Raw genomic sequence first — 20,616 nt, forward strand, 5'->3', positions numbered from 1 at the left:
TTCACCATAGTTCGCTCAGAGTTTGGGACCCATCACACCTTCCGCTGGCCGCCGTGCCGCCGGGTGTGGCAGCATGACCGTCATGACCGCCGCCATAGAGCGCCGTTTCGTGGCCCGCCGCCACGTCGACTACGGCCGCGTGCGCAGCGCGATCTGTCCGGGCATCTGACGCCTGAGGACCCTTTCCGTTCCGGGCGTGCCGCGCGCCGGTCCCCGACATCGCTGTCTCTCCCGTCTGCCGACGGGTAGGCCGTCGCACCAGTCACGTCCGTCAATCCGCCCAGCGCGGGACCCACGGAGGACAAAGCGATGGTGGTCAGCAGCACCGCGACAGCCCCGGAACCCCCACCGACCGCCCGACCGCGGCCCGCCAAGCGGGTCCGGGGCGAAGGCCAGTGGGCGTTGGGACATCGTGAACCGCTAAACGCCAACGAGCGGACGAAAAAGGACGACGATCCGCTCAACGTGCGCGCCCGGATCGAGAACATCTATGCGCACCGGGGCTTCGCGTCCATCGACCCGGCCGACCTGCGCGGGCGGTTCCGCTGGTGGGGCCTCTACACCCAACGCAAGGCCGGTATCGACGGTGGTCGCACGGCGGTGCTCGAACCCCACGAGCTGGAGGACGAGTACTTCATGCTCCGGGTCCGGGTCGACGGCGGCCAGCTCGACCAGGCCCAGCTGCGGACCATCGCCGAGATCTCCCGCCGGTACGCCAGGGACACCGCCGACATCACCGACCGGCAGAACATCCAGCTCCACTGGGTACGCATCGAGGACGTGCCGGAGATCTGGCGGCGGCTGGAGACGGTGGGCCTGCAGACCACCGAGGCGTGCGGCGACTCGCCTCGGGTGGTGTTGGGCAGCCCGGTGGCCGGTGTGGCCGAGGACGAGAAGGTCGACGCCACCCCGGCGATCGACGAGATCGTCCGGCAGTTCGTGGGCAGTCCCGACTTCTCCAACCTGCCCCGCAAATTCAAGTCGTCGATCTCCTGGCTGGCCGATACCCCGTACGAGGTGAACGACGTCTCGTTCCTCGGCTCCGAGCACCCCGAGCACGGACCCGGCTTCGACCTCTGGGTCGGCGGTGGCCTGAGCACCAACCCGATGCTGGCGAAGCGGGTCGGGGTGTGGGTGCCGCTGGCCGAGGTGCCGGACGTGTGGGCCGGGGTGATCGGCATCTTCCGTGACTACGGCTACCGCCGGCTGCGCCACCGGGCGCGGCTCAAGTTCCTGATCGCCGACTGGGGCATCGAGCGGTTCCGGGAGGTGCTGGAGAAGGAGTACCTGGGCCGGACGCTGCTGGACGGTCCGCCGCCCGTGCTGCCGGCGAACCCGGTCGACCACATCGGCGTGCACCGGCAGGTCGACGGTCGACGGTACGTGGGAGTGGCCCCGGTGGTCGGCCGCACCTCCGGCGCCCAGCTCGCCCAGCTCGCCGACCTGGCGGAGCGCTACGGCAGTGGCCGGGTGCGACTCACGCCGTACCAGAAGCTGCTGGTCCTCGACGTGCTGCCGGAGCGGACCGAGGAGCTGGTGGTGGCGCTGCGCGAGATCGGCCTGGAGGCCAAACCGTCGGTCTGGCGGCGCGGCACCATGGCCTGCACCGGCATCGAGTTCTGCAAGCTGGCGATCGTGGAGACCAAGGCCCGCGGCGCGGAGCTGGTCGCCCGGTTGGAGGAACGACTCGCCGACGCGGACCTGCGGGACGCGGAGATCTCCATCCACCTCAACGGCTGCCCCAACGCCTGCGCCCGCACCCAGACCGCCGACATCGGGCTCAAGGGCCAGCTCGTGATGGGGCCGGACGGCCGGCAGGTGGAGGGGTTCCAGGTGCACCTCGGCGGCGGGCTCGGCATGGCGACCGGGCAGACCGCCGGGTTCGGCCGCAAGCCACGCGGCCTCAAGACGACCGCGGCGGAGCTGCCCGGGTACGTCGAGCGGCTGGCTCGGCGGTACCTGGCCGGCCGGGCCGGTGCCGAGTCGTTCGCCGAATGGGTGGTCCGGGCCGATGAGGAGGAGCTGCGATGACAACCGAGAGCCGAGCCGTTCCGTTGTACTGCCCGTACTGCGGGGAGGAGGACCTGCGGCCGAACGCCGACGCGCACGGAGCCTGGGAGTGCCACGGCTGCGCCCGGGTCTTCTCGGTGCGCTTCGCCGGCCTGCTCGCCTCCGCGGTGGGAGGTTCCGATGAGTGACCGGCCAATCCTGACCGCGGCGACCGGACTCGGATTGATCAGCCTCGACCCGGCCGGGCGGCGGCCGCTCGACGGCGCGGCGACCGGGCCCCGGGCCGTGGCGGCCGGTTCCGGGGACGCGCCGGCGCGGGCCGGTTCCGGGGACGCGTCGGCGCGGGCCGGTTCCCCGGACGCGCCGGCCGCCGACCCCGACCGGCGGTCGCCGGACGAACTGCGGTCGCTCGCCGACCGGGCCGCCCGCGACCTGGCGGACGCGCCGGCCGAACGGATCGCTGAATGGGCGGCGCACACGTTCGGCGGGCGGTTCTGCGTGACCAGTTCGATGGCCGACGCGGTCCTCGCCCACCTGGTGTCGCGGGTGGCACCCGGTGTCGACGTGGTGTTCCTCGACACGGGCCTGCACTTTCCGGAGACGCTCAGGGTGCGCGACACGGTGGCCCGGACGCTGCCGGTCCGGGTCCGCTCGATCCGGCCCCGGCTGACCGTCGGGCAGCAGGACGGCGAGTACGGCCCGCGGCTGTTCAACCGGGCGCCGGACGAGTGCTGCGCGCTGCGCAAGGTGGAGCCGCTGGAGCGGGCGCTGGCCGACTACGACGCGTGGGCCGCCGGGCTGCGCCGGGACGAGTCGCCGACCCGGGCCAACACCCCGGTGGTCGGGTTCGACGAGCGACGGCGCAAGGTCAAGGTGAACCCGATCGCGGCGTGGACCCAGGCGGACGTGGACCGGTACGTCTCCCGCTGGAACGTGCCGGTGAACGAGCTGTTCCGGCAGGGCTACGCGTCGATCGGGTGCTGGCCATGCACCCGGCGGACCAAGGCGGGCGAGGACCCCCGGGCGGGTCGGTGGGCGATGTTCGACAAGACCGAGTGCGGGCTGCACACATGACCGCGTACGCGCCACCCGCGGCCCGACCGGAAGTCGTGCCGGTGTCGGCTGGCGTGCCGCTGTCGGCTGGCGCTGCCGATCGCACGCCGGTCATGCTGGACCGCACGGCGGTCCGGCTCGGCCGCACGCCTGTCGTGCTAGTGGCGCACGGCAGCCGCGACCCGCGGGCGGCGCTGGCCACCGAGGCGCTTGCCGAAGCGGTGCGCTCGGTCAGCGCCGGTACGCCGGTCTGGTCGAGCTACCTGGACCATGCCGGGCCCCGTCCCGGTGACGTGCTGCACGCGCTGGAGGAGGCCGGACACGACCGGGCGACCATGGTGCCGTTGCTGCTCACCGCTGCCTACCACCGCCGGGTCGACATCCCCGACGTTGTCGCGGCGGCCCGCGCGGCCGGACTACGGATCCCCGTACGGCTGGCGGAGGTGCTCGGTCCGGACGGGGGGCCGGTGGACGAACTGCTGATCATGGCGCTGACCCGCCGCCTGATGGAGGCCGGGGTCGAGCCGGGTGCGGTCGACGGGCTCGTGCTGGCGGCCGCCGGCACCCGGGACGCCCGCGCCCGCGGGGCCGTCGACCAGGTGGCAAGCGCGCTCGGTGCGGCATGGGGGGTGTCGTGTGTCTCCGCGTACGCCTCGGCGGCCTCCCCGACGCCGGCGGAGGCGGTGCGGCACCTGCGCTCCGCCGGAGCCCCGCGAGTGGCGATGGCGGGTTACTTCCTGGCACCCGGGCGGCTCTACGGGGTGGCGGCGGACTCGGCACGGGCGGGCGGGGCGGTCGCGGTGAGCGCCCCGCTGGAGGCTGCTGACGAGGTAGCCCACCTGGTCCTCACCCGCGCCACCGCCCCACCCCCCTCCTCGTCGATCTAGGGCAGATGGTCGTTGTTCGATCTCTATTCACGACCATCTGCCCTAGATCGACGAGAAAAGGGGGCGGGGCGGGACGGCCGAACGCCCCGGGAGGCATCTCCCGGGGCGTTCGTTGGCTTGGGGTGGTTCAGACGGTGTGAGCGCGCAGGACCCGGAGGCCGCCGCGGCGCTTGACGGCGCGCCGCTCCTCTTCGCTCATCCCGCCCCAGACGCCGGCGTCCTGACCGGACTCGAGCGCCCACCGCAGGCACTCGTCGGTCACGGAGCAGCGCCGGCAGACGGCCTTGGCCTGCTCGACCTGCAGGAGCGCGGGGCCGGACGTCCCGATCGGGAAGAACAGCTCCGGGTCCTCGTCGCGGCAGGCAGCATGGTGGCGCCAGTCCATGGCGGCAACACTCCTCGTTCTTGGATGGGTGGCGGTGCTTTCTTTGGTGCTTTTCTTATATGCGTCCGCAATGCAGATCGCGACGGAATGCATCCGTCCGCTCAGCAGCGCGTGAGCAGGCCGTTAAGCCAAGGGACTCGGTTTCGGTGAACGCCTGTCCGCGCGCACGTCAGGTGCCATGTCCCGGGTATTAACTTTGCTTGTGAATGCTTTCACGAACTCCAGCGATGTCAAGAGTAACGCTCGGAAAACTCTGGGCGGGTGAGCTAGCTCACGGCCGTTTTGTCCGAATCGTCGTCCATCGCGGGCCCCTGGCTGGCACAGCCGAGAATCAATATAGTACGATGCGCGGCACATCGCTGGCATTTCCGGCACTCGTCGTCCTCCTCCGCTACCCTCTGGTCCCCTACCCGCGCGGTCGGTGACCGTCCCGGGTATCGACGGAGTTAGCGGTACCCACGGGTCAGCAGATTACTCTAAGTGCCTTCGTGACGGAGGTAAACCGTACCTTGTCCCGCTCGCCAAGGTAGTCGCCATCGAGCTGGAACGCCTGTGGACGCGCCGCCACCAGGGTGAATTCATCGAGATCATGTAGTCGTAGCAACTGGCCGCCGTGCGGATCGGGGTGTCCCCGCAGGACCTGCGTCACAGTGCGTGTGGCACTGGGTACATGGAGCCGACGAATGGCGAACACGTCGAGCCCGAGGTCGAAGGAGGCGTGCGGGTTCGGGTGCAGCGGCCGATCGCCGATGAACGTCCACGGCGCCGTGTTCTGAACGATGACAGTAGCCAGGTCGTCGGCCCGCTCATCCGGCCGCTCCAGCGCGATCGACGGCTGTCGACGCTCGGGGCCGACCAGATACTGCCGGAGAAACGCGCTCAGATAGAGGGTGGGACTCGACACCCGGCCCCGATGCCGGGCGCGTTCCACCCGGCGGACGACCGCGGCGTCGAGGCCGAACCCCGCGCAGAACGTGAAATAGCGCTCATCGGCCCGGCCCAGTCCGATCGTGCGGGAGCGCCCGGCCCGCAACGAATCGAGGATCACGCTCGTGCCGTCCGCCCACTCCCGAGGGAGGCCCAGGGCCCGGGCGAACACGTTTGTGGATCCGCCGGGCACCACCGCCAGCGCCGGCAGCCGGTGCGCCAGCGGCTCGCTGTCGGAACCTGCCGGGTGCGCCGACATCAGGCCGTTGACCACCTCGTTGACGGTGCCGTCGCCGCCCAGCGTGACGACCAGGTCCACCCCGTCGCGTACCGCCTCCCGCGCCAGGGCGGCGCCGTGGCCGCGCCGCCGGGTGTATCGCACCGCGAGGTCGACCTCGCTGCGCAACGCACGGACGAGGACGTCCCGGCTGCGCTCGTTGGTGGTGGTGGCCTTCGGATTGACCACCAGTACGGCCCGCATGGGCGGCACTGTACCTCTCCAGGCGCGCGGTATCGTTCGCTCGTGACCACCGACGACAACCTGCCGGGTCCGCTGCGGTGGGCGATCCGGCTACTCAGGATCGAGGCGGTGGGTGTCGGGGCGGTGGCCGCCTATCTTTTGTACGCCGATCTGACGGCGACGGCGGTCGACCTGACCTCGGCGTTGATCGTCACGGCGTTCGCGGTGGCTGGCGCGGTCGTGCTGTGGCTGCTTGGCACCGCCCTCGCTCGTCGACGGCCCGCGGCCCGGGCACCCGTGATCGTGTTGCAGTTCATGCTGTTCCCGGTCGGCTACTTCATGACGATGGCAGGGTTGGCCTGGCTGGGACTGCCGCTGATTGTCCTCGGCGCGACCGTGTGTTTCCTGCTGGTCAGTCCGGCGACGACGCGGGCGTTGGGCGTGCGGTGACCTGGCGCCCGCACTGTGGCGGCGGTCAGCGTCCTGCGGCGCGGCGGGTCAGCAGGGCGATCGTCGCCGCCTCGCCGGTCGTGGTGGCCCGAGCCGAGGTGGTGAGCGCGGTCAACACCTTCCAGGCGAACGACGACTCCGGAGGCAGGGTGGCGCCGCGCTTCGTCGGCACGGTGACCTCGACAGTGAGGGCGTTCTCGGTCACCGCGAACCGGCAGCGCAGCTCCGCGTCGCGGCCGGCGACCGCGAGCAGCATGGCGCACGCTTCGTCCACGGCGATGCGCAGGTCCTCGATCTCATCGAGGGCGAAGTGCAGCCGGGCGGCGAGCCCGGCGGTGGCGGTCCGCAGCACGCTCAGATAGCCGCCGTCGGCGGGCACCGTCAACAGCACGACATCGTCGTCCGTGGTCGGCTGCGTGGTCATGTGTGTCACGTGGGCACCCCCTGGGCCGGACTCTACCGGGTGCCCGGCCGCACCGGCCTGTCGGTAAGGAGGCCCCGGCCGCACCGCCCTGTCGGTAGGGAAGGCCCCGGCCGCACCGGCCTGTTGGTGGAAGAGGGCTCCCGGTCGACGCCATGCGTCGACCGGGAGCCCTCTTCATGGTGCTGGTGTCGCGTCGCCCGTTCCTACGCCTGCTTGGTCTCCCAGAAGATCTTCGCGATCTCGTCGATCTTGGCCAGCAACTCGCCAGCCTTCGCCGGGTCGGTCGACGCCTTGGCGCCGCCGCCACCGCCGGCCAGCTTGGTCGCCTCGTTGAAAAGCTGGTGCAGGTGCGGGTACTTCTCGAAATGGTTGGGCTTGAAGTAGTCCGTCCACAGCACCCAGAGGTGGTGCTTGACCAACTCGGCGCGCTGCTCCTTGATGATCAGCGCCCGGGTGCGGAACTCGGGGTCGGTGTTGGCCTGGTACTTCTCGCATATCGCCTTCACTGACTCCGCCTCGATCCGGGCCTGCGCCGGGTCGTACACACCGCAGGGCAGGTCGCAGTGGGCGCTGACAACAAAACGTGGCGTGAGGATGCGGGGAAGTCGCATCAGGACCCTCCTGGGGATGTTTGCGATGATCCAGGGCGAACACTACTCCTGGCTCTACGTCCCCAGTGGCACGGAGGGAAAACCTGATGTCGACGCGGCACGGGGGGCCGGCGGTCCCGCCGGGACCGGTGTTCACCGTCCTGGTCCGGGGGCCCTCGATGGCGCCCACCCTCAGGTCCGGGGACGCGTTGCTGGTCCGCCGGGGCGAGCGCCGGGTGCGGCCGGGCGACCTGGTCGTCGCCGAGTTCCGGAGCCGGCCCGGGCTCGTGGTGGTCAAGCGGGCCGTGGAGCCGCGCGCCGGTGGCTGGTGGCTGACCGGCGACAACGACGTGGCCACCGACGACTCCCGGGCCTACGGGGTGGCTGACGTGCTCGGTCGGGTGGTGCTGCGGTACTGGCCCGCACCGCGGTGGTTCGCGGGTTACCGTCGGGTATGACCCTGCTCACAGGCAGCCAGCTCGCCCACCACTATGCTCCCAGGAACATGTCCGGGTGACCCCCTGTCCCGCACCGTCCGGCATCGCCGATCCGGCGTCGTGCCGACGGGTTCTCCTCCGTTCGACGCCCGTTGGAGTCACCGATGCCTTCCTCGACCGTGGATCCGTCGGATCCGGTCTTCGCCCTGCACCGCGGCGGCAAGATGGCCGTGGCCGCCACGATCCCGCTGGCCACCCGCGAGGACCTGTCCCTGGCCTACACGCCCGGCGTGGCGCGGGTCTGTGAGGCGATCGCCGCCGAGCCGGGCCTGGTCGACGACTACACCTGGGTGTCGCACACCGTCGCGGTCGTCACCGACGGCACCGCGGTGCTCGGGCTCGGCAACATCGGTCCGCGCGCGGCGCTGCCGGTGATGGAGGGCAAGGCAGTGCTGTTCAAGCAGTTCGCCGGCGTGGATGCCGTGCCGATCTGCCTCGACACCCAGGACACCGAGGAGATCATCGCGACGGTCACGGCGCTGGCGCCGTCGTTCGGGGGCATCAACCTGGAGGACATCAGCGCACCGCGCTGCTTCGAGATCGAGCGACGGCTCGACGAGTCGTTGCCTATCCCGGTGTTCCACGACGACCAGCACGGCACCGCGATCGTGGTGCTCGCCGCGCTGCGCAACGCCGCCGCGCTGCTCAACCGCAAGCTGGGCGACCTCAAGGTGGTCATCAGTGGGGCCGGGGCAGCCGGAGTCGCGGTGAGCAGGATGTTGGTGGCCGGTGGGGTGGACCCGGCGGAGCTGGTGATCTGTGATTCCAGTGGGATCATCCACCGGGACCGGGACCGGCTGACGTCGGTCAAGGCGGAGTTGGCGGAACTCACGAACGCCGCCGGTCGAACGGGGGACGTCGCCGCCGCACTGCGCGGCGCCGATGTGCTCATCGGAGTCTCCGGTGGGCGGATTCCGGAGTCGGCGGTGGCCGGCATGGCCCCCGGCGGGATCGTCTTCGCCCTGGCGAATCCCACCCCGGAGGTCCACCCGGAAGTCGCTGCCCGGTACGCCGCCGTGGTAGCCACCGGCCGGAGCGACTATCCCAATCAGATCAACAACGTGCTGGCCTTCCCCGGCGTCTTCCGGGGGGCGCTCGGTGCCCGGGCCACCGGCATCTCCGAGGGTATGAAGGTGGCGGCGGCGGACGCGATCGCCCAGGTGGTCGGTGACGACCTGCGGGCCGACGCCATCGTGCCGTCACCCCTCGATCCCCGGGTCGCGCCGGCCGTGGCGGAAGCCGTGGCCGAGGCGGCGCGCCGGGACGGCATGGCCCGCGCGTGACGCGGGAAGCCGCGTCGGCCATGGAACCCGCGCCTGGGTGGCGCGGAGGTGCGTCGGCGGGGTGGCGCTGCTAGCGTGCGGATCATGCGTGCCGCCTACGCCAGCTCGTTCGACGCCGACAACCCGCTCGCCGGACTGGTCGTGGGGGACCGGCCCGAGCCGGTCCTGCCGGATCCGGACTGGGTGACGGTACGGGTCCAGGCGTCCTCGTTGAACCACCACGACATCTGGTCGCTGCGCGGCGTCGGACTGGCCGCCGAGCGGTTGCCGATGATTCTCGGCTGCGACGCGGCGGGCGTCGATCCGGACGGCAACGAGGTCGTCGTGTACCCGATCGTGGTGGATCCGGACGATCCGCGCGGCATGTCGATCCTCTCCGAGCATCACCAGGGCACGTTGGCCGAGCGGGTCGCCGTGCCGCGGGACAACCTCGTGCCCAAGCCCGCCGAGCTGTCCTTCGCCGATGTGGCCTGCCTGCCCACCGCGTGGCTGACGGCGTATCGGATGCTGACCACGAAGGGACGGGTGGCCGAAGCCGACGCCGTGCTCGTCCAAGGCGCGGGTGGTGGGGTGGCGACAGCGGCGGTGGTTCTGGGCCTGGCGCTCGGCAAGCGGGTATACGCGACCAGCCGGGACGCCGGGAAGCGCGACCGGATCGCCGAACTGGGGGCGACGGCCGTCGAGCCGGGCGCGCGACTGCCGGAGCGGGTCGACGTGGTGATCGAAACGGTGGGTGCGGCGACCTTCGACCACTCGCTGAAGTCGGCGGCACCGGGCGCGCGGATCGTGGTGTCGGGCGCGACCGCCGGACACAACGCCACGGTGAATCTCCGCCGGGTGTTCGCCATGCAACTGGAGATCGTCGGCACCTCGATGGGCACTCCGGGGGAACTCGCCGAGCTGCTCCAACTCTGCGTCGATCGCGGCATCCGGCCGGTGGTGGACGAGGTCGTCCCGTTCTCCCGGGTCCAGGACGCGTTCGCCCGGCTGCATTCGGGTGACGTCTTCGGCAAGGTGGTCGTCGACCACTCGGCCTGAGCCCGTCGCTCGCCCGGCCGGGGCCGGTAGCGGTCTGGGGCCGGTAGCGGTCTGGGACCGGTGGCGGTCGCGACAACCTCGACACGCGGTGCTCATCATCCGAAAATCGGGACGTTTCTCCGCGGGTCACCCTGCCCGACACGCCGATCTAAGCCTCGGCCAACCCTGACCTAAGCAACCGCAAAAGATTACTTGAACGGCACCAAAGTTTCCCTTCGTGATCCGATTTCGATCTTATTTCAAGGTCCTTTTCGGCCGGTAGAGTGCTCGCTGCTAAAGCGAAGCTCGACAATATAAATCCGAAGGGAACCAATCTTGAGATCTCTCGCGGCGCACAGCGCGGTACGTCCGTCTCGTCGTCCCTCGTGGAGTCGGCTGCGGACACCGCGCTCCCTGATCGTGGCCATCGCGGTAACTGGCCTGCTCGGAGCGGGGGTCGGTGTGGCAGTCGCCACCGAGCGAGGTGGCTCGATCACGGTGACCAGGGACGGGACCGTCCTGGATGGTCAGCAGGTGAACGGTTACATTCACGTCAAGGCGGATCGCGTCGTTATCCGCAACTCCGTTATCCGATACGGTGGTAATTATGCTCTGCGAGTTTTCGATGGAGCGTCGGGAACCGTTATAGAAGACACGAAGATTTACTGCACGGGGCCGGCGACCGTCGGCGTGGTATTCGGAAACTACACCGCGCGTGACGTGCACCTGTACAACTGCGCAGGTGGTTTCCGGTACGAGCCGGCGGCGCCCGCGACGATCGTCGACTCGACCTGGAACGGCAAGCCGGTGAAGACGGGCGCCGACCTGGCTGCCGCGCCGGCCACGCCAGCGGAGTCCGGAGCCGGGTCCGCGTCCGACGCGTCAGCCATGGCCCGGGAAGCGGCCGGCATCGCGCCGGAGGCTGCCGCCGGTGACGATCCGCCGGAGGCCGACTCACCGGGAGCCGGTGCCACGGGAGTCGGTACGGCGGCGGCGGTCAACTTCCCGAGCGCGGCGACCACCGGGGTGCCGGCCGGCACGCCCCTGCGCGCCTCCGGTTCGATCACCGTGGCCACCAACGGACAGGTCATCAGCGGACTCGACGTGAACGGGTGCGTGATCGTGACGGCCGACAACGTCGTCATCCGCAAGTCCCGCATCCGGTGTGGAAGCACCTACGCGATCCGGACGATGCCCGGCGCGACCAATCTCCTGGTGGAGGACGTGGAGATCGACGGGTTGGGCCGGACCTCGGCGGCTGTCTGCTGCGATGGCTACACGGTCCGCCGCACCGAGATCAGGAACGTGATCGACGGCCCCCGGCTCGGCAACAACACAGTCGTCGAGGACTCCTGGATCCACCACCTGATCCGGGTGGGCAGCTCCCACAACGATGCCCTGCAGACCACCGGCGCGGTGAACATGGTGGTCCGGCGCAACACGTTGGAGGCGTACAACCCGGCCATGAACGACCCGAACAACGCCTGCCTGATGGCCGGCTCCGACCTCGCTCCCAGGGTGGACAATCTGATCTTCGAGAACAACTACTGCAACGGTGGAAACTTCTCGGTCAACATCAGCGACAACACCAACGGGCGCAACATCCGGTTCGCGGGCAACGTGTTCGGACGGAACTGCCGGTACGGCGCCGTCCGGAACTACAACCATCCCGGGGTCACCTGGGACCGGGCGACCAACGTCTGGGCCGACACCCGGCTCGCCGTACTCGGCTGACTCGCGCTCCGCCCGCTCGCGGCGGTCTGGTCGACCCGACGGTGGTGTTACAGCCGGTCGTCGAGGGTGGCCAGACCGCCGCGGACCGCGTCCCGTGGCAACCGCTCGCGGGCGGCCTGGTCGCCGTAGAGCGTCCAGCGCAGGAAGTCCGCCGTGCTCGTGGCCACCACCGGGAATGCCCGGTTGCCGACGCGCGTCAGCGAGCCGCCGTGATCGCCGTCCGGCAGGCTGAGCATCGCCTTGGGCCAGGGGACCGCCTCGTACGCCGCCCGCCCGGCGGCGTACGACACCACGTCGTCCCGCTGACCGTGCACGAACAACTGCGGTGCCGCCGAACCCGCGAACGCCGTACCGACGCCGAGCGCGCTGCCGGCCAGCACGATGCCGGCGTCCAACCGGTCGTCCCGGCCGGCCGTGAACAGCCCCACGGTGGTGACGCCGCCCGCCGAGTGGCCCGCCGCCGCCACCCGGTCCGTGGCCAGCCGGCCGCGCAGCGGATCACCGTCGCGCCGGTCGAGATCGAGCACCCGGGTCAGCGCGTACGAGGCGTCCGCCGGCTGGTTGAGCACGTCCAGAACGTTGATCTCGGCGGAATCGCGGCTGGTGTACGGGTATCGGGGCGCGGCCACGACGAACCCGGCCGCCGTCCAGCCGGCGAGCAGCCGCTGGTAGTCACCCGGCCGGGCGGTCAGGCCGTGACTGAACAACACCACCGGAAACCGGCCGGCGGCCGGACGGAGGTTCTGTTCGGGTGAGCCACCGGCCCGGCCGGCCGCCGGGTACCAGATGCTTATCGGCAGCGGTCGCCCCTCGCGACTCACCCGAAGTTCGCGAAGTCCGACCGCGAACGGCCGGTCCGGAGCCTCGCCGACGGGTGGACCGCTGGATCGCGGCGCGCCACCGGGCGGCGCGCCGGTCGTCGGGGCGGGGGTGACCGGCCGCCGCTCGGGCTCGGTCGAGCACGCTCCGGCGGTCACGGCGAGCAGCGTGAGGATCACGGCGGCTGCGGTACGGCGAGGGCGCATGGTCTCGATTGTGCCTCGCTCCGCGAGCCGGCCCGTCAGAGCCGAGTCTCCAGCGTGGTCCGCCCCGACCTGCTTACAGAGGCGACCAGCCGCTCCCTGGCGGCCTCGTCGCCGTACAACCGCCAGCGGAGGAAGTCGGTGGTCGCCGCCATCGTCTCGGTGAAGCCGGTCCGGCCGGGCGCCAGGAAGGCGCCGTGGTTCTGGCCGGCGAGGGTGAGGAACGCCTTGGGCCAGGGCGTCCGGTCGAAGGCGGCCCGCCCCCTGCGGAGCGGAACGGTCGGGTCCTTGTCACCATGCACGTACAGCAGTGCGGCCGGTGGCCCGCCGAAGGAGGAACCGGACATACCTCCGCCGGAAATGATGACTCCCGCCCGGAACCTGGCGGAGTGGTCGGGCCCGAACAGGCCAGCCGTCGTGTAGCCGCCGGCCGAATGCCCGGCCGCGGCGATCCGGTCCATCGCGAGGTGCCCGGCGAACAGGTCCCCGGGGCGGGTGTCCAGCACACCGATCCGTTGGATCACCAACCGGGCGTCGGCGGGCTGGTTGCGGACGTCGGCGCGGCTGAAGTGCTTCGTGCGCCGGTTGGTTCGCGGGTAGGCCGGGGCGGCGACCACGAAACCGGCGGCGGCCCACCGGCTGGCCATGTGAACGTGGTACTCGGGGAGGCTGTGCAGGCCGTGACTGAAGAGGACCAGTGGGAACCGCCCGGGCGCCATCGGGAGCGCGGGGACGGGCGGCTGCCCGAGCCGACCACTTCCGGCCGGGTACCAGATGGTGGTGGGTAGCGGGCGGTCAGCGCCCCGGTCCAGCGTGAGGGTCCGCACGCCGACCGGGAAGGTCCTGGTCGGCGCGGCGGTCACCGCGGCGGCGGGGGTGGCCGTGGAGGCGGACACCGCCGCCCCACAGCCACTCAGCGTGATCGCCACAAGGGTGGCACTGAGCGCTACCCGAGCAATTTTCATGTCCATCGCCACCAACGGTAGGGGCTGACGAACCCGGTTTGGCCAGCTTTCCGGTCAGAAGGAAGGGCACCTTACCGTCGTTTCCGGTGCGGGAAGAGGCACGTGTCAACGTCCCGACGCACCGGGCGTGAGGCCCCCGGTGACGACACCCAGCGTCCCCCGGGCGATCTCCCATTCCTCGTCCGTGGCCACCACGCAGGTCGCGACCGGTGCCTCGGGCGGTGAGATCAGCCGATCACCGCTGCCCGCGTTGCGCGCCGGGTCCACCGCGATGCCGAGCCGGTCCAGGCCGTCCAGGGCCTCGGCTCGCACCGCCGCGGCGTGCTGGCCCACCCCGGCCGTGAAGGTGATCGCGTCCAGCCGCCCGAGCAGCGCGTAGTACGCCCCGACGTAGGACCGGACGCGGCGGCAGTAGACGTCGAAGGCGAGGCTCGCGCCAGGGTCACCGGCGGCTCGGCGGCGTAGCACCTTGCGCATGTCGTTCACCCCGCTGAGGCCGAGCAGACCGCTGCGATGGTTGAGCAGGTTGTCGATCTCGTCCACCGCCATCCCGGCGGCCCGGCGCAGGTGGAACACGACAGTCGGGTCGACGTCACCGCTGCGGGTGCCCATCACCAGTCCTTCCAGCGGTGACATGCCCATCGAGGTAGCCACGCTCCGGCCGGCGGCGACCGCGCACGCGCTGGCACCGTTCCCCAGGTGCAGGGTGATCGTGTTGATCTCCTCGTACGGTCGGTTCAGCAGCGCGGCGGTGCGTCGTGAGACGTACGCGTGTGACGTGCCGTGGAAGCCGTACCGGCGGATCTGATGGCGCTCGGCGGTGGCCGCGTCGATCGCGTAGGTCGCGGCGGCCTCCGGCATGGTTTGGTGGAAGGCGGTGTCGAACACGGCCACCTGTGGCACGCCGGGCAGCGTCCGGCGGGCCACCTCGATGCCGGCGAGATTGGCCGGATTGTGCAGCGGAGCCAGCGGCACCAGGTCGCGGATCTCGGTAAGCACCGCGTCGTCGATCAGGGTCGGTTCGGTAAACCGGGTGCCGCCGTGCACCACCCGGTGGCCCACCGCCACCAGGTCTGCCAGGTCCAACTGGTCCATGACCTGGCGCAGCGCCGCCGCGTGGTCCGCCGGGCCGCCGTCCGGCTCGCCGATCCGTTCCACCAGCCCGCCGGCCAGGCCGGGTGCGGCCGGCCGGGTCGGGTCCGTCAGTGCCTCGCGGACCGCGTCCGCGTCGTGGAGCCGGTACTTGACCGATGACGAGCCGCAGTTGAGCACCAGAACCCGGCTCACCGGTCCACCTCATTCACCGCCGGAGCGGCACCGACCGCCGGCCCGTCGCCGGCCGCCGTCGGCTCGTCGCCGGCCGCCGTCGGCTCGTCGCCCGCCGCCTGGATCGCGGTGATCGCCACGGTGTTGACGATGTCCGGCACCGTAGCCCCCCGGGACAGGTCGTTGACCGGCCGGCGCAGGCCCTGCAGCACCGGACCGACCGCCACCGCCCCGGCCGAGCGCTGCACCGCCTTGTACGTGTTGTTGCCGGTGTTCAGGTCCGGGAAGATGAACACGGTCGCCCGGCCCGCTACCGCGCTGTCGGGGAGCTTGGTGGCCGCCACCCGCGGGTCGATCGCCGCGTCGTACTGGATGGGGCCCTCGACCAGCAGGTCCGGCCGGCGGTCCTGGACGCGGGCCGTGGCCGCGGCGACCTTCTCGACGTCGGCTCCGGCACCGGAGGATCCCGTCGAGTACGACAGCATCGCGATCCGGGGTTCGACGCCGAACCGGGCGGCCGTCTCCGCCGACGAGATGGCGATGTCGGCGAGTTGGTCCGCGTCCGGGTCGGGGTTGATCGCGCAGTCGCCGTACACCAGCACCCGGTCGGCGAGCAGCATGAAGAAGACGCTGGAGGCGACCGACACCCCCGGTACGGTGCGGATCACCTCGAACGCCGGCCGGATGGTGGCCGCGGTGCTGCGGGTGGCCCCGGACACCATCCCGTCGGCCAGCCCGCCGTGCACCATCATCGTGCCGAAGTAGTTGGGATCGGTGACGACATCCCGGGCGTGGTCGAGGCTGATCCCCTTGCGCTGCCGGAGCCGGGCGTACTCGGCGGCGAACTGCTCCCGCCGGTCGCTGGTGGCCGGGTCCAGCACGGCGGCACCGGTCACGTCGACGCCCAGTTCGCGCGCCCGGCGGGCCACCTCGTCGGGATTGCCGAGCAGCGTCAGGTCGGCGACACCGCGGCGGAGCAGGATCTCGCTGGCGCGCAGGATCCGCTCGTCGGTCCCCTCCGGAAGCACCACCCGCCGACGCTGTCCCCGGGCCCGGTCGATCAGGTCGTACTCGAACATCAGCGGGGTGACCCGGGCCGATCGGGTGACCCGCAGCCGCCGGGCCAGCTCGTCGGTGTCCACGTTCGTCTCGAACGCGCCGAGCGCCGCCTCCACCTTGCGCGGGTTGGCGGCGCTGGGCCGGCCCTCGATGCGGTTCGACGCGGCGACCGTGTCGTAGCTGTCCAGGTCCACCGACAGCACCGCCAGCCCGGTGCCCAACCGGTCGACAAGCCGCATCACCCGCGGGTCCGGCGGCTCGCCGAGGGTGAGCACGACGCCGGCCAGCGACGCCAGCCCGGCGACGTGCGCGGCGCCGGCGGCCAGCAGCAGGTCCGCCCGGTCCCCAGGTGTGATCATGAGGCTGCCGTCCCGCAGGTGGTCGAGGAGCGTCGGCACGTGTGCCGCCCCGACGACGAAGTCCAGTACGTCCCGGCCGAGGGCGGCGTCGTCGCCGGTCAGCCGGGTGGCGCCGAGCGCTGCGGCCACCTCGGCCACTGTCGGCGCCGACACGGTGGGCACCTCCGGAATCGCGTACGCGGGCACCGGCAGTTCGGGCAGGGCCATCGGCTCCGGGACCCGGTTGGCGATCACCGCGAGCACCGTCGCCCCCAGATCTTCCAGATCGTGGTACGCCCCGAGGGCGGCCGCCTCGATCGCCGCCGCCGGCTGTCCGGAGCCGTCCACCACCGGCACCACCACGCTGCCGAAGTGGGTCGCCAGCCGGGCGTTGAAGGCCAGCTCGCGCGGACCCGCGCCGTCCCCGTCGACGAAGTCGCTGCCCACCACCACCATGGCGGAGCAGCGCCGTTCGACCCTGCGGTAGCGCTCGACGATCCGGGAGATGAGTTCCTCCCGGCGCCCGTCCGCGACGAGTGCGCTGGCCTCGGCGTACGTCGCACCCGTGAGGTCACTCGGGGGGATGTCGATCCGGTACCGCTCGATCAGGAGCGCGAGGATCGGGTCGGGTTCGGCGTCGTCCACCAGCGGCCGGAAGGTGCCGATTCGGTGCACCTGCCGGGACAGGAGTTCGGCGAGCCCCAACGCGATAGTCGATTTGCCCCCACCGGAGCGGACGCTGGTGAGGTAGACACTGCCGGCCACCGGATCAACCTACAAGAACGATCTCCCGGGTGCCGTCCAGCTGGCGGCTGTTGCCCGGTTCCGGCCGCGGATCGCCCGGGTCCCCAGCCCGGCTAACTTGCCATTGACAAGATGCGTGTCCGGACATACCGTGACGGTTAACTTGGCAGTGACTAGATTTGGAGTTCCCGTGGTACTACCTGTCTTCCTCGTCGCGCTGCTGGGGTTCCGTGGCCTTGGGGCACTCGGCGTACGCCGGTTCGCCGCCTGGCGCAGCGCCGCGGCGCACGCACTCGCGGTCATGCTCTGCATGACCGCGAGCGCGCACTTCGTCCCGGCCGGCGTTACGGTCATGCCCACCCATGACGACCTGGTCCAGATGGTGCCTCCCGCGGTGCCGTTCCCGTCGGCGGCGGTCTACCTCACCGGCGTCCTGGAGCTCCTCGGGGCCCTGGGGCTGATCATCTCGCGGACCCGCCGCGCGGCCGGCTACTGCCTGGCGTTGCTGTTCGTCGCCCTGCTACCAGCAAACATCCACGCGGCCATCGCCGGCGTCACCCTTGCCGGCGAGCCGGCCGCACCGCTCTGGCAGCGGATCCCGGAGCAGGTCATCTATATCGCCGCGGCGCTGTGGGTCGGACGTGGCGCGAAAGCGGAGACCACTCGTTCCATCGGTGGCGGGTCGCCTGTTTCCGCATGTCAGACGGGCCACACGGAGGAGAAGGTGAGAGCTTCCCGCAACTAGACTCGTCCCGTGGATGGACCAACCGATGTCATTCCCGCGGTACATGAGCCGCCGCCGGTCTTCGTGGACCCGAGCGGTCGCCGAAGCCGGTGGCTGCGCCGCCTCGCGTACGTCTTCGGTGCGGCCGGGGTGGGTTACACCCTGCTGGTTGGTGTGAGCTTCGCGGGAGGGCCGATCCGTCCGGACAGCATCGTCCCGTTCGTCGAAGCCACCGAGGAACCATGGCGGGCGCCATCGGCACCGCCCGTCGAACCTTCGATCACCTCGACGCCGGCCACCTCGCCAGCGCCTCCCCGGCCCACCGCGCCGGCCCCGTCGACCGTGCGCGCCGGGGGCGCCGATCCCTCTCCCACGCGCTCCTCCGCGTCGCCCACGCCTAGTACGTCGCGGACCGCGACGCCCCCCACCAGCCCTCCGCCCGCTCCGAGCACGCCGTCCGTCGAACCGTCCACCGCGACGGATCCGCCACCGTCCACCGAACCGACAGGGGAGGACTCGATCGGTGACTGACCACGGCCCCGGCAGTCAGCCGCGTGGGCCGTCCGCGGATGGCAGGATCCCGCCGCTGCCCCGTGCCGTCCGGTGGACCGGCCGGCGCATCGTGCCCCGGCCGGCATGGACCGTGTTCGCGATGGTCTTCGTGCTGCTCGGCGGTCTGCTCTTCGTCGAGGCGTACGCGAACTCGGCGTTCGTGCCCGATCACCGGTCGACCCCGGCGGGGCAGCAGATGGTGCCCCGGGAGGTGCTGGAGGGTGGGCCGATCACCAAGGTGGGCGCCGACGGGCGTACCCAGTCGCACCGCCTGCCGCCCCGGACCATCGCCCTGACCTTCGACGACGGCCCGGATCCGCGCTGGACGGCGGAGGTGCTGCGGGTGCTTGAGAAGCACCAGGTGAACGGCACCTTCTTCGTGGTGGGCAGCCAGGTGACCCGGTATCCCGGGCTGGTACGGGAGATGGTGGCCGCCGGTCACGAACTCGGTGTGCACACGTTCACACACGCCGATCAGGCCACGCTGCCCGGTTGGCGGCGCCGGCTGGAGTACGCGCAGACCCAACTCGCGATCGCCAACGCCACCGGCACCCGGACCGCCCTGCTGCGCTTCCCGTACTCCTCCCGGGCGGACGCCTACACCGACCGGGACTGGCCCCTGCTGCGCCAAGCCGGTGAACTGGGCTATGTCGCGGTGGTCAACGACGTCGACAGCCAGGACTGGGCCCGCCCCGGCGTGGACAAGATGATCGCCAACTCCACCCCGGCGGGGTACGCGGGCGCCATCGCGCTGTGGCACGACGCCGGCGGTGACCGGTCCGACACGGTCCTCGCGCTGGACCGGTTCATCCCGCTCATGAAGGCGCGCGGCTACCGGTTCACCACGGTGACCGAAGGGCTGAACCTCACGCTTGCCGACTCCGGAGTCGCGGTCCCCGGCAAGGTGGCGGCGTCGCCCGGCGAACGCTGGCGGGGCGCCGTGCTGGTGTGGGCGGTACGCGGGGCGGACGCCATGTTCTCCGTTTTCGGCGTGCTGTTCCTGGTCGTCGGGGCGCTCACCATCGCCCGTGCCGGCCTGCTGTTCCTGCTCGCCCTGCGGCATGCCCGGCGACGCCGGCGCACGGACTGGTCGTGGGGACCGCCGGTGACCCAGCCCGTGTCGGTGGTCGTCCCCGCGTACAACGAGAAGGAAGGCATCGCCGCGGCCGTGCGCTCGCTCGCGGGCGGTGACCACCCGGGCGGCATCGAGGTCGTGGTGGTGGACGACGGCTCGACGGACGGCACCGCCGACATCGTGGACGCGCTCGGCCTGCGCAACGTCCGGGTCGTCCGCAAGCCGAACGGCGGCAAGTCGAGCGCCCTCAACACCGGCGTCGCCCTGGCCCGGCACGACCTGATCGTCATGGTGGACGGGGACACGGTCTTCGAACCCGATTCGGTGCGGCGGCTGGTCCAGCCGTTCGCCGATCCGCGGGTGGGCGCGGTCGCCGGCAACGTCAAGGTGGGCAACCGGCGCGGGCTGATCGCCAAGTGGCAGCACATCGAGTACGTCATCGGCTTCAACCTGGACCGCCGGCTGTACGAGACGCTGCGCTGCATGCCGACCGTACCCGGGGCGATCGGGGCGTTCCGTCGGCAGGCGCTCGGCTATGCCGGCGGGATGACCGACGAGACGCTGGCCGAGGACACGGACATCACGATGGCGCTGGGCCGGGCCGGCTGGCACGTGGTGTACGAGGAGACCGCCCGAGCCTGGACCGAGGCGCCGGCCACGCTCGGCCAGTTGTGGAAGCAGCGGTACCGGTGGAGTTACGGGACCATGCAGGCGATGTGGAAGCACCGCCGGTCGGTGTTCGACCGGGGCGCGTCCGGCCGTTACAGCCGCCGCTGCCTGGCCTTCCTGACCGTGTTCGGGGTGGTGCTGCCGCTCAGCGCCCCGGTGATCGATCTGCTTGCCCTGTACGGCCTGCTGTTCCTCGACCGCACCGAGACGGCGGTCGCCTGGTTGGCGATGCTCGGGTTGCAGTTCGTCACGGCGATCGTCGCGTTCCGGTTGGACCGGGAACGGCTGGGGGTGCTCTGGGTACTGCCCCTCCAGCAATTCGTCTACCGGCAACTGATGTACCTGGTCCTGCTCCAGTCGGTGGTCACCGCGCTGACCGGCGGCCGGTTGGGCTGGCAGAAGCTGCGCCGGACGGGGCTGGTGTCACCGGTCCGGGACGAGGCGCAACCGGTGCGGGTCGGCCCCTGACGGCCGGCAGCGCCACC

Annotated in this window: 18 protein-coding genes and 1 pseudogene; 11 read left to right on the forward strand and 8 right to left on the reverse strand. The window is 71.2% G+C overall.

Annotated features, from left to right (window positions below):
- Window positions 1-309: 309 nt before the first annotated feature.
- From ACFQUZ_RS24470 to ACFQUZ_RS24485, 4 genes are all read left to right on the forward strand, one after another.
- Entirely contained in the window at window positions 310-2,031 is a 1,722-nt protein-coding gene (locus tag ACFQUZ_RS24470; RefSeq protein ID WP_377446189.1) for a nitrite/sulfite reductase, read from the forward strand.
- A complete protein-coding gene (locus ACFQUZ_RS24475) occupies window positions 2,028-2,198 on the forward strand; it encodes a hypothetical protein (RefSeq protein WP_377446190.1) in 171 nt (56 codons plus the stop codon). The genes ACFQUZ_RS24470 and ACFQUZ_RS24475 overlap by 4 nt, the downstream gene beginning before the upstream one ends.
- The gene (locus ACFQUZ_RS24480; protein WP_377446191.1) at window positions 2,191-3,084 is read left to right on the forward strand and encodes a phosphoadenylyl-sulfate reductase; all 894 of its coding nucleotides are present in this window, start codon (window positions 2,191-2,193) and stop codon (window positions 3,082-3,084) included. The genes ACFQUZ_RS24475 and ACFQUZ_RS24480 overlap by 8 nt, the downstream gene beginning before the upstream one ends.
- Window positions 3,085-3,176: 92 nt before the next feature.
- Window positions 3,177-3,950, forward strand: coding sequence for a sirohydrochlorin chelatase (locus ACFQUZ_RS24485; RefSeq protein WP_377446267.1), 774 nt, complete (start codon window positions 3,177-3,179; stop codon window positions 3,948-3,950).
- A gap of 127 nt (window positions 3,951-4,077) precedes the next feature.
- On the opposite strand, the gene ACFQUZ_RS24490 is transcribed toward ACFQUZ_RS24485, so the two are convergent.
- Both ACFQUZ_RS24490 and ACFQUZ_RS24495 read right to left on the reverse strand, forming a co-directional pair.
- A complete protein-coding gene (locus ACFQUZ_RS24490) occupies window positions 4,078-4,335 on the reverse strand; it encodes a WhiB family transcriptional regulator (RefSeq protein ID WP_377446269.1) in 258 nt (85 codons plus the stop codon).
- A 463-nt stretch (window positions 4,336-4,798) separates the two neighbouring features.
- Entirely contained in the window at window positions 4,799-5,743 is a 945-nt protein-coding gene (locus tag ACFQUZ_RS24495) for a diacylglycerol/lipid kinase family protein (protein ID WP_377446192.1), read from the reverse strand.
- A gap of 42 nt (window positions 5,744-5,785) precedes the next feature.
- Between ACFQUZ_RS24495 and ACFQUZ_RS24500 the strand changes: the two genes are divergently transcribed.
- A complete protein-coding gene (locus tag ACFQUZ_RS24500; protein ID WP_377446193.1) occupies window positions 5,786-6,172 on the forward strand; it encodes a hypothetical protein in 387 nt (128 codons plus the stop codon).
- Between the two features lie 25 nt (window positions 6,173-6,197).
- On the opposite strand, the gene ACFQUZ_RS24505 is transcribed toward ACFQUZ_RS24500, so the two are convergent.
- On the reverse strand, window positions 6,198-6,605 hold the full coding sequence (locus tag ACFQUZ_RS24505) for an ATP-binding protein (RefSeq protein ID WP_377446194.1): 408 nt from the start codon (window positions 6,603-6,605) through the stop codon (window positions 6,198-6,200).
- Window positions 6,606-6,799: 194 nt separating this feature from the next.
- Complete coding sequence (gene sodN, locus ACFQUZ_RS24510) at window positions 6,800-7,207, reverse strand: superoxide dismutase, Ni (RefSeq protein ID WP_377446196.1); 408 nt, start codon at window positions 7,205-7,207, stop codon at window positions 6,800-6,802.
- An 86-nt stretch (window positions 7,208-7,293) separates the two neighbouring features.
- Between sodN and ACFQUZ_RS24515 the strand changes: the two genes are divergently transcribed.
- From ACFQUZ_RS24515 to ACFQUZ_RS24530, 4 genes are all read left to right on the forward strand, one after another.
- Window positions 7,294-7,644 carry a S24/S26 family peptidase gene (locus ACFQUZ_RS24515; RefSeq protein ID WP_377446198.1) on the forward strand — a complete coding sequence of 117 codons (351 nt, stop codon included), beginning with the start codon at window positions 7,294-7,296 and terminating at the stop codon, window positions 7,642-7,644.
- Window positions 7,645-7,787: 143 nt separating this feature from the next.
- Window positions 7,788-8,966 (forward strand): NADP-dependent malic enzyme, encoded by a 1,179-nt coding sequence (locus ACFQUZ_RS24520; RefSeq protein WP_377446199.1) that lies wholly within the window; start codon window positions 7,788-7,790, stop codon window positions 8,964-8,966.
- Window positions 8,967-9,041: 75 nt separating this feature from the next.
- On the forward strand, window positions 9,042-10,004 hold the full coding sequence (locus tag ACFQUZ_RS24525) for a zinc-binding dehydrogenase (protein ID WP_377446201.1): 963 nt from the start codon (window positions 9,042-9,044) through the stop codon (window positions 10,002-10,004).
- A 399-nt stretch (window positions 10,005-10,403) separates the two neighbouring features.
- A complete protein-coding gene (locus tag ACFQUZ_RS24530) occupies window positions 10,404-11,717 on the forward strand; it encodes a hypothetical protein (protein WP_377446202.1) in 1,314 nt (437 codons plus the stop codon).
- A gap of 47 nt (window positions 11,718-11,764) precedes the next feature.
- Here ACFQUZ_RS24530 and ACFQUZ_RS24535 read toward each other — a convergent pair whose 3' ends face one another.
- The 4 genes and pseudogenes from ACFQUZ_RS24535 to pta all read right to left on the reverse strand — a co-directional run.
- Window positions 11,765-12,742 (reverse strand): alpha/beta hydrolase family protein, encoded by a 978-nt coding sequence (locus ACFQUZ_RS24535; RefSeq protein WP_377446203.1) that lies wholly within the window; start codon window positions 12,740-12,742, stop codon window positions 11,765-11,767.
- 35 nt (window positions 12,743-12,777) lie between these two features.
- Window positions 12,778-13,710: an alpha/beta hydrolase family protein gene (locus ACFQUZ_RS24540; protein WP_377446204.1), complete on the reverse strand. Its 933-nt coding sequence runs from the start codon at window positions 13,708-13,710 to the stop codon at window positions 12,778-12,780.
- A gap of 99 nt (window positions 13,711-13,809) precedes the next feature.
- On the reverse strand, window positions 13,810-14,991 hold the full coding sequence (locus ACFQUZ_RS24545; RefSeq protein ID WP_377446205.1) for an acetate kinase: 1,182 nt from the start codon (window positions 14,989-14,991) through the stop codon (window positions 13,810-13,812).
- A gap of 86 nt (window positions 14,992-15,077) precedes the next feature.
- Window positions 15,078-17,132 (reverse strand): annotated as a pseudogene (gene pta / locus ACFQUZ_RS24550) (phosphate acetyltransferase); the annotation flags it as partial.
- A 169-nt stretch (window positions 17,133-17,301) separates the two neighbouring features.
- Between pta and ACFQUZ_RS24555 the strand changes: the two are divergent.
- Both ACFQUZ_RS24555 and ACFQUZ_RS24560 read left to right on the forward strand, forming a co-directional pair.
- The gene (locus tag ACFQUZ_RS24555) at window positions 17,302-17,856 is read left to right on the forward strand and encodes a hypothetical protein (RefSeq protein WP_377446207.1); all 555 of its coding nucleotides are present in this window, start codon (window positions 17,302-17,304) and stop codon (window positions 17,854-17,856) included.
- Between the two features lie 502 nt (window positions 17,857-18,358).
- Window positions 18,359-20,599 carry a bifunctional polysaccharide deacetylase/glycosyltransferase family 2 protein gene (locus ACFQUZ_RS24560; protein WP_377446208.1) on the forward strand — a complete coding sequence of 747 codons (2,241 nt, stop codon included), beginning with the start codon at window positions 18,359-18,361 and terminating at the stop codon, window positions 20,597-20,599.
- Window positions 20,600-20,616: the final 17 nt, after the last annotated feature.

Source organism: Plantactinospora sp. GCM10030261 (assembly GCF_042666615.1).
In the GTDB taxonomy this organism is placed as follows: domain Bacteria; phylum Actinomycetota; class Actinomycetes; order Mycobacteriales; family Micromonosporaceae; genus KBS50.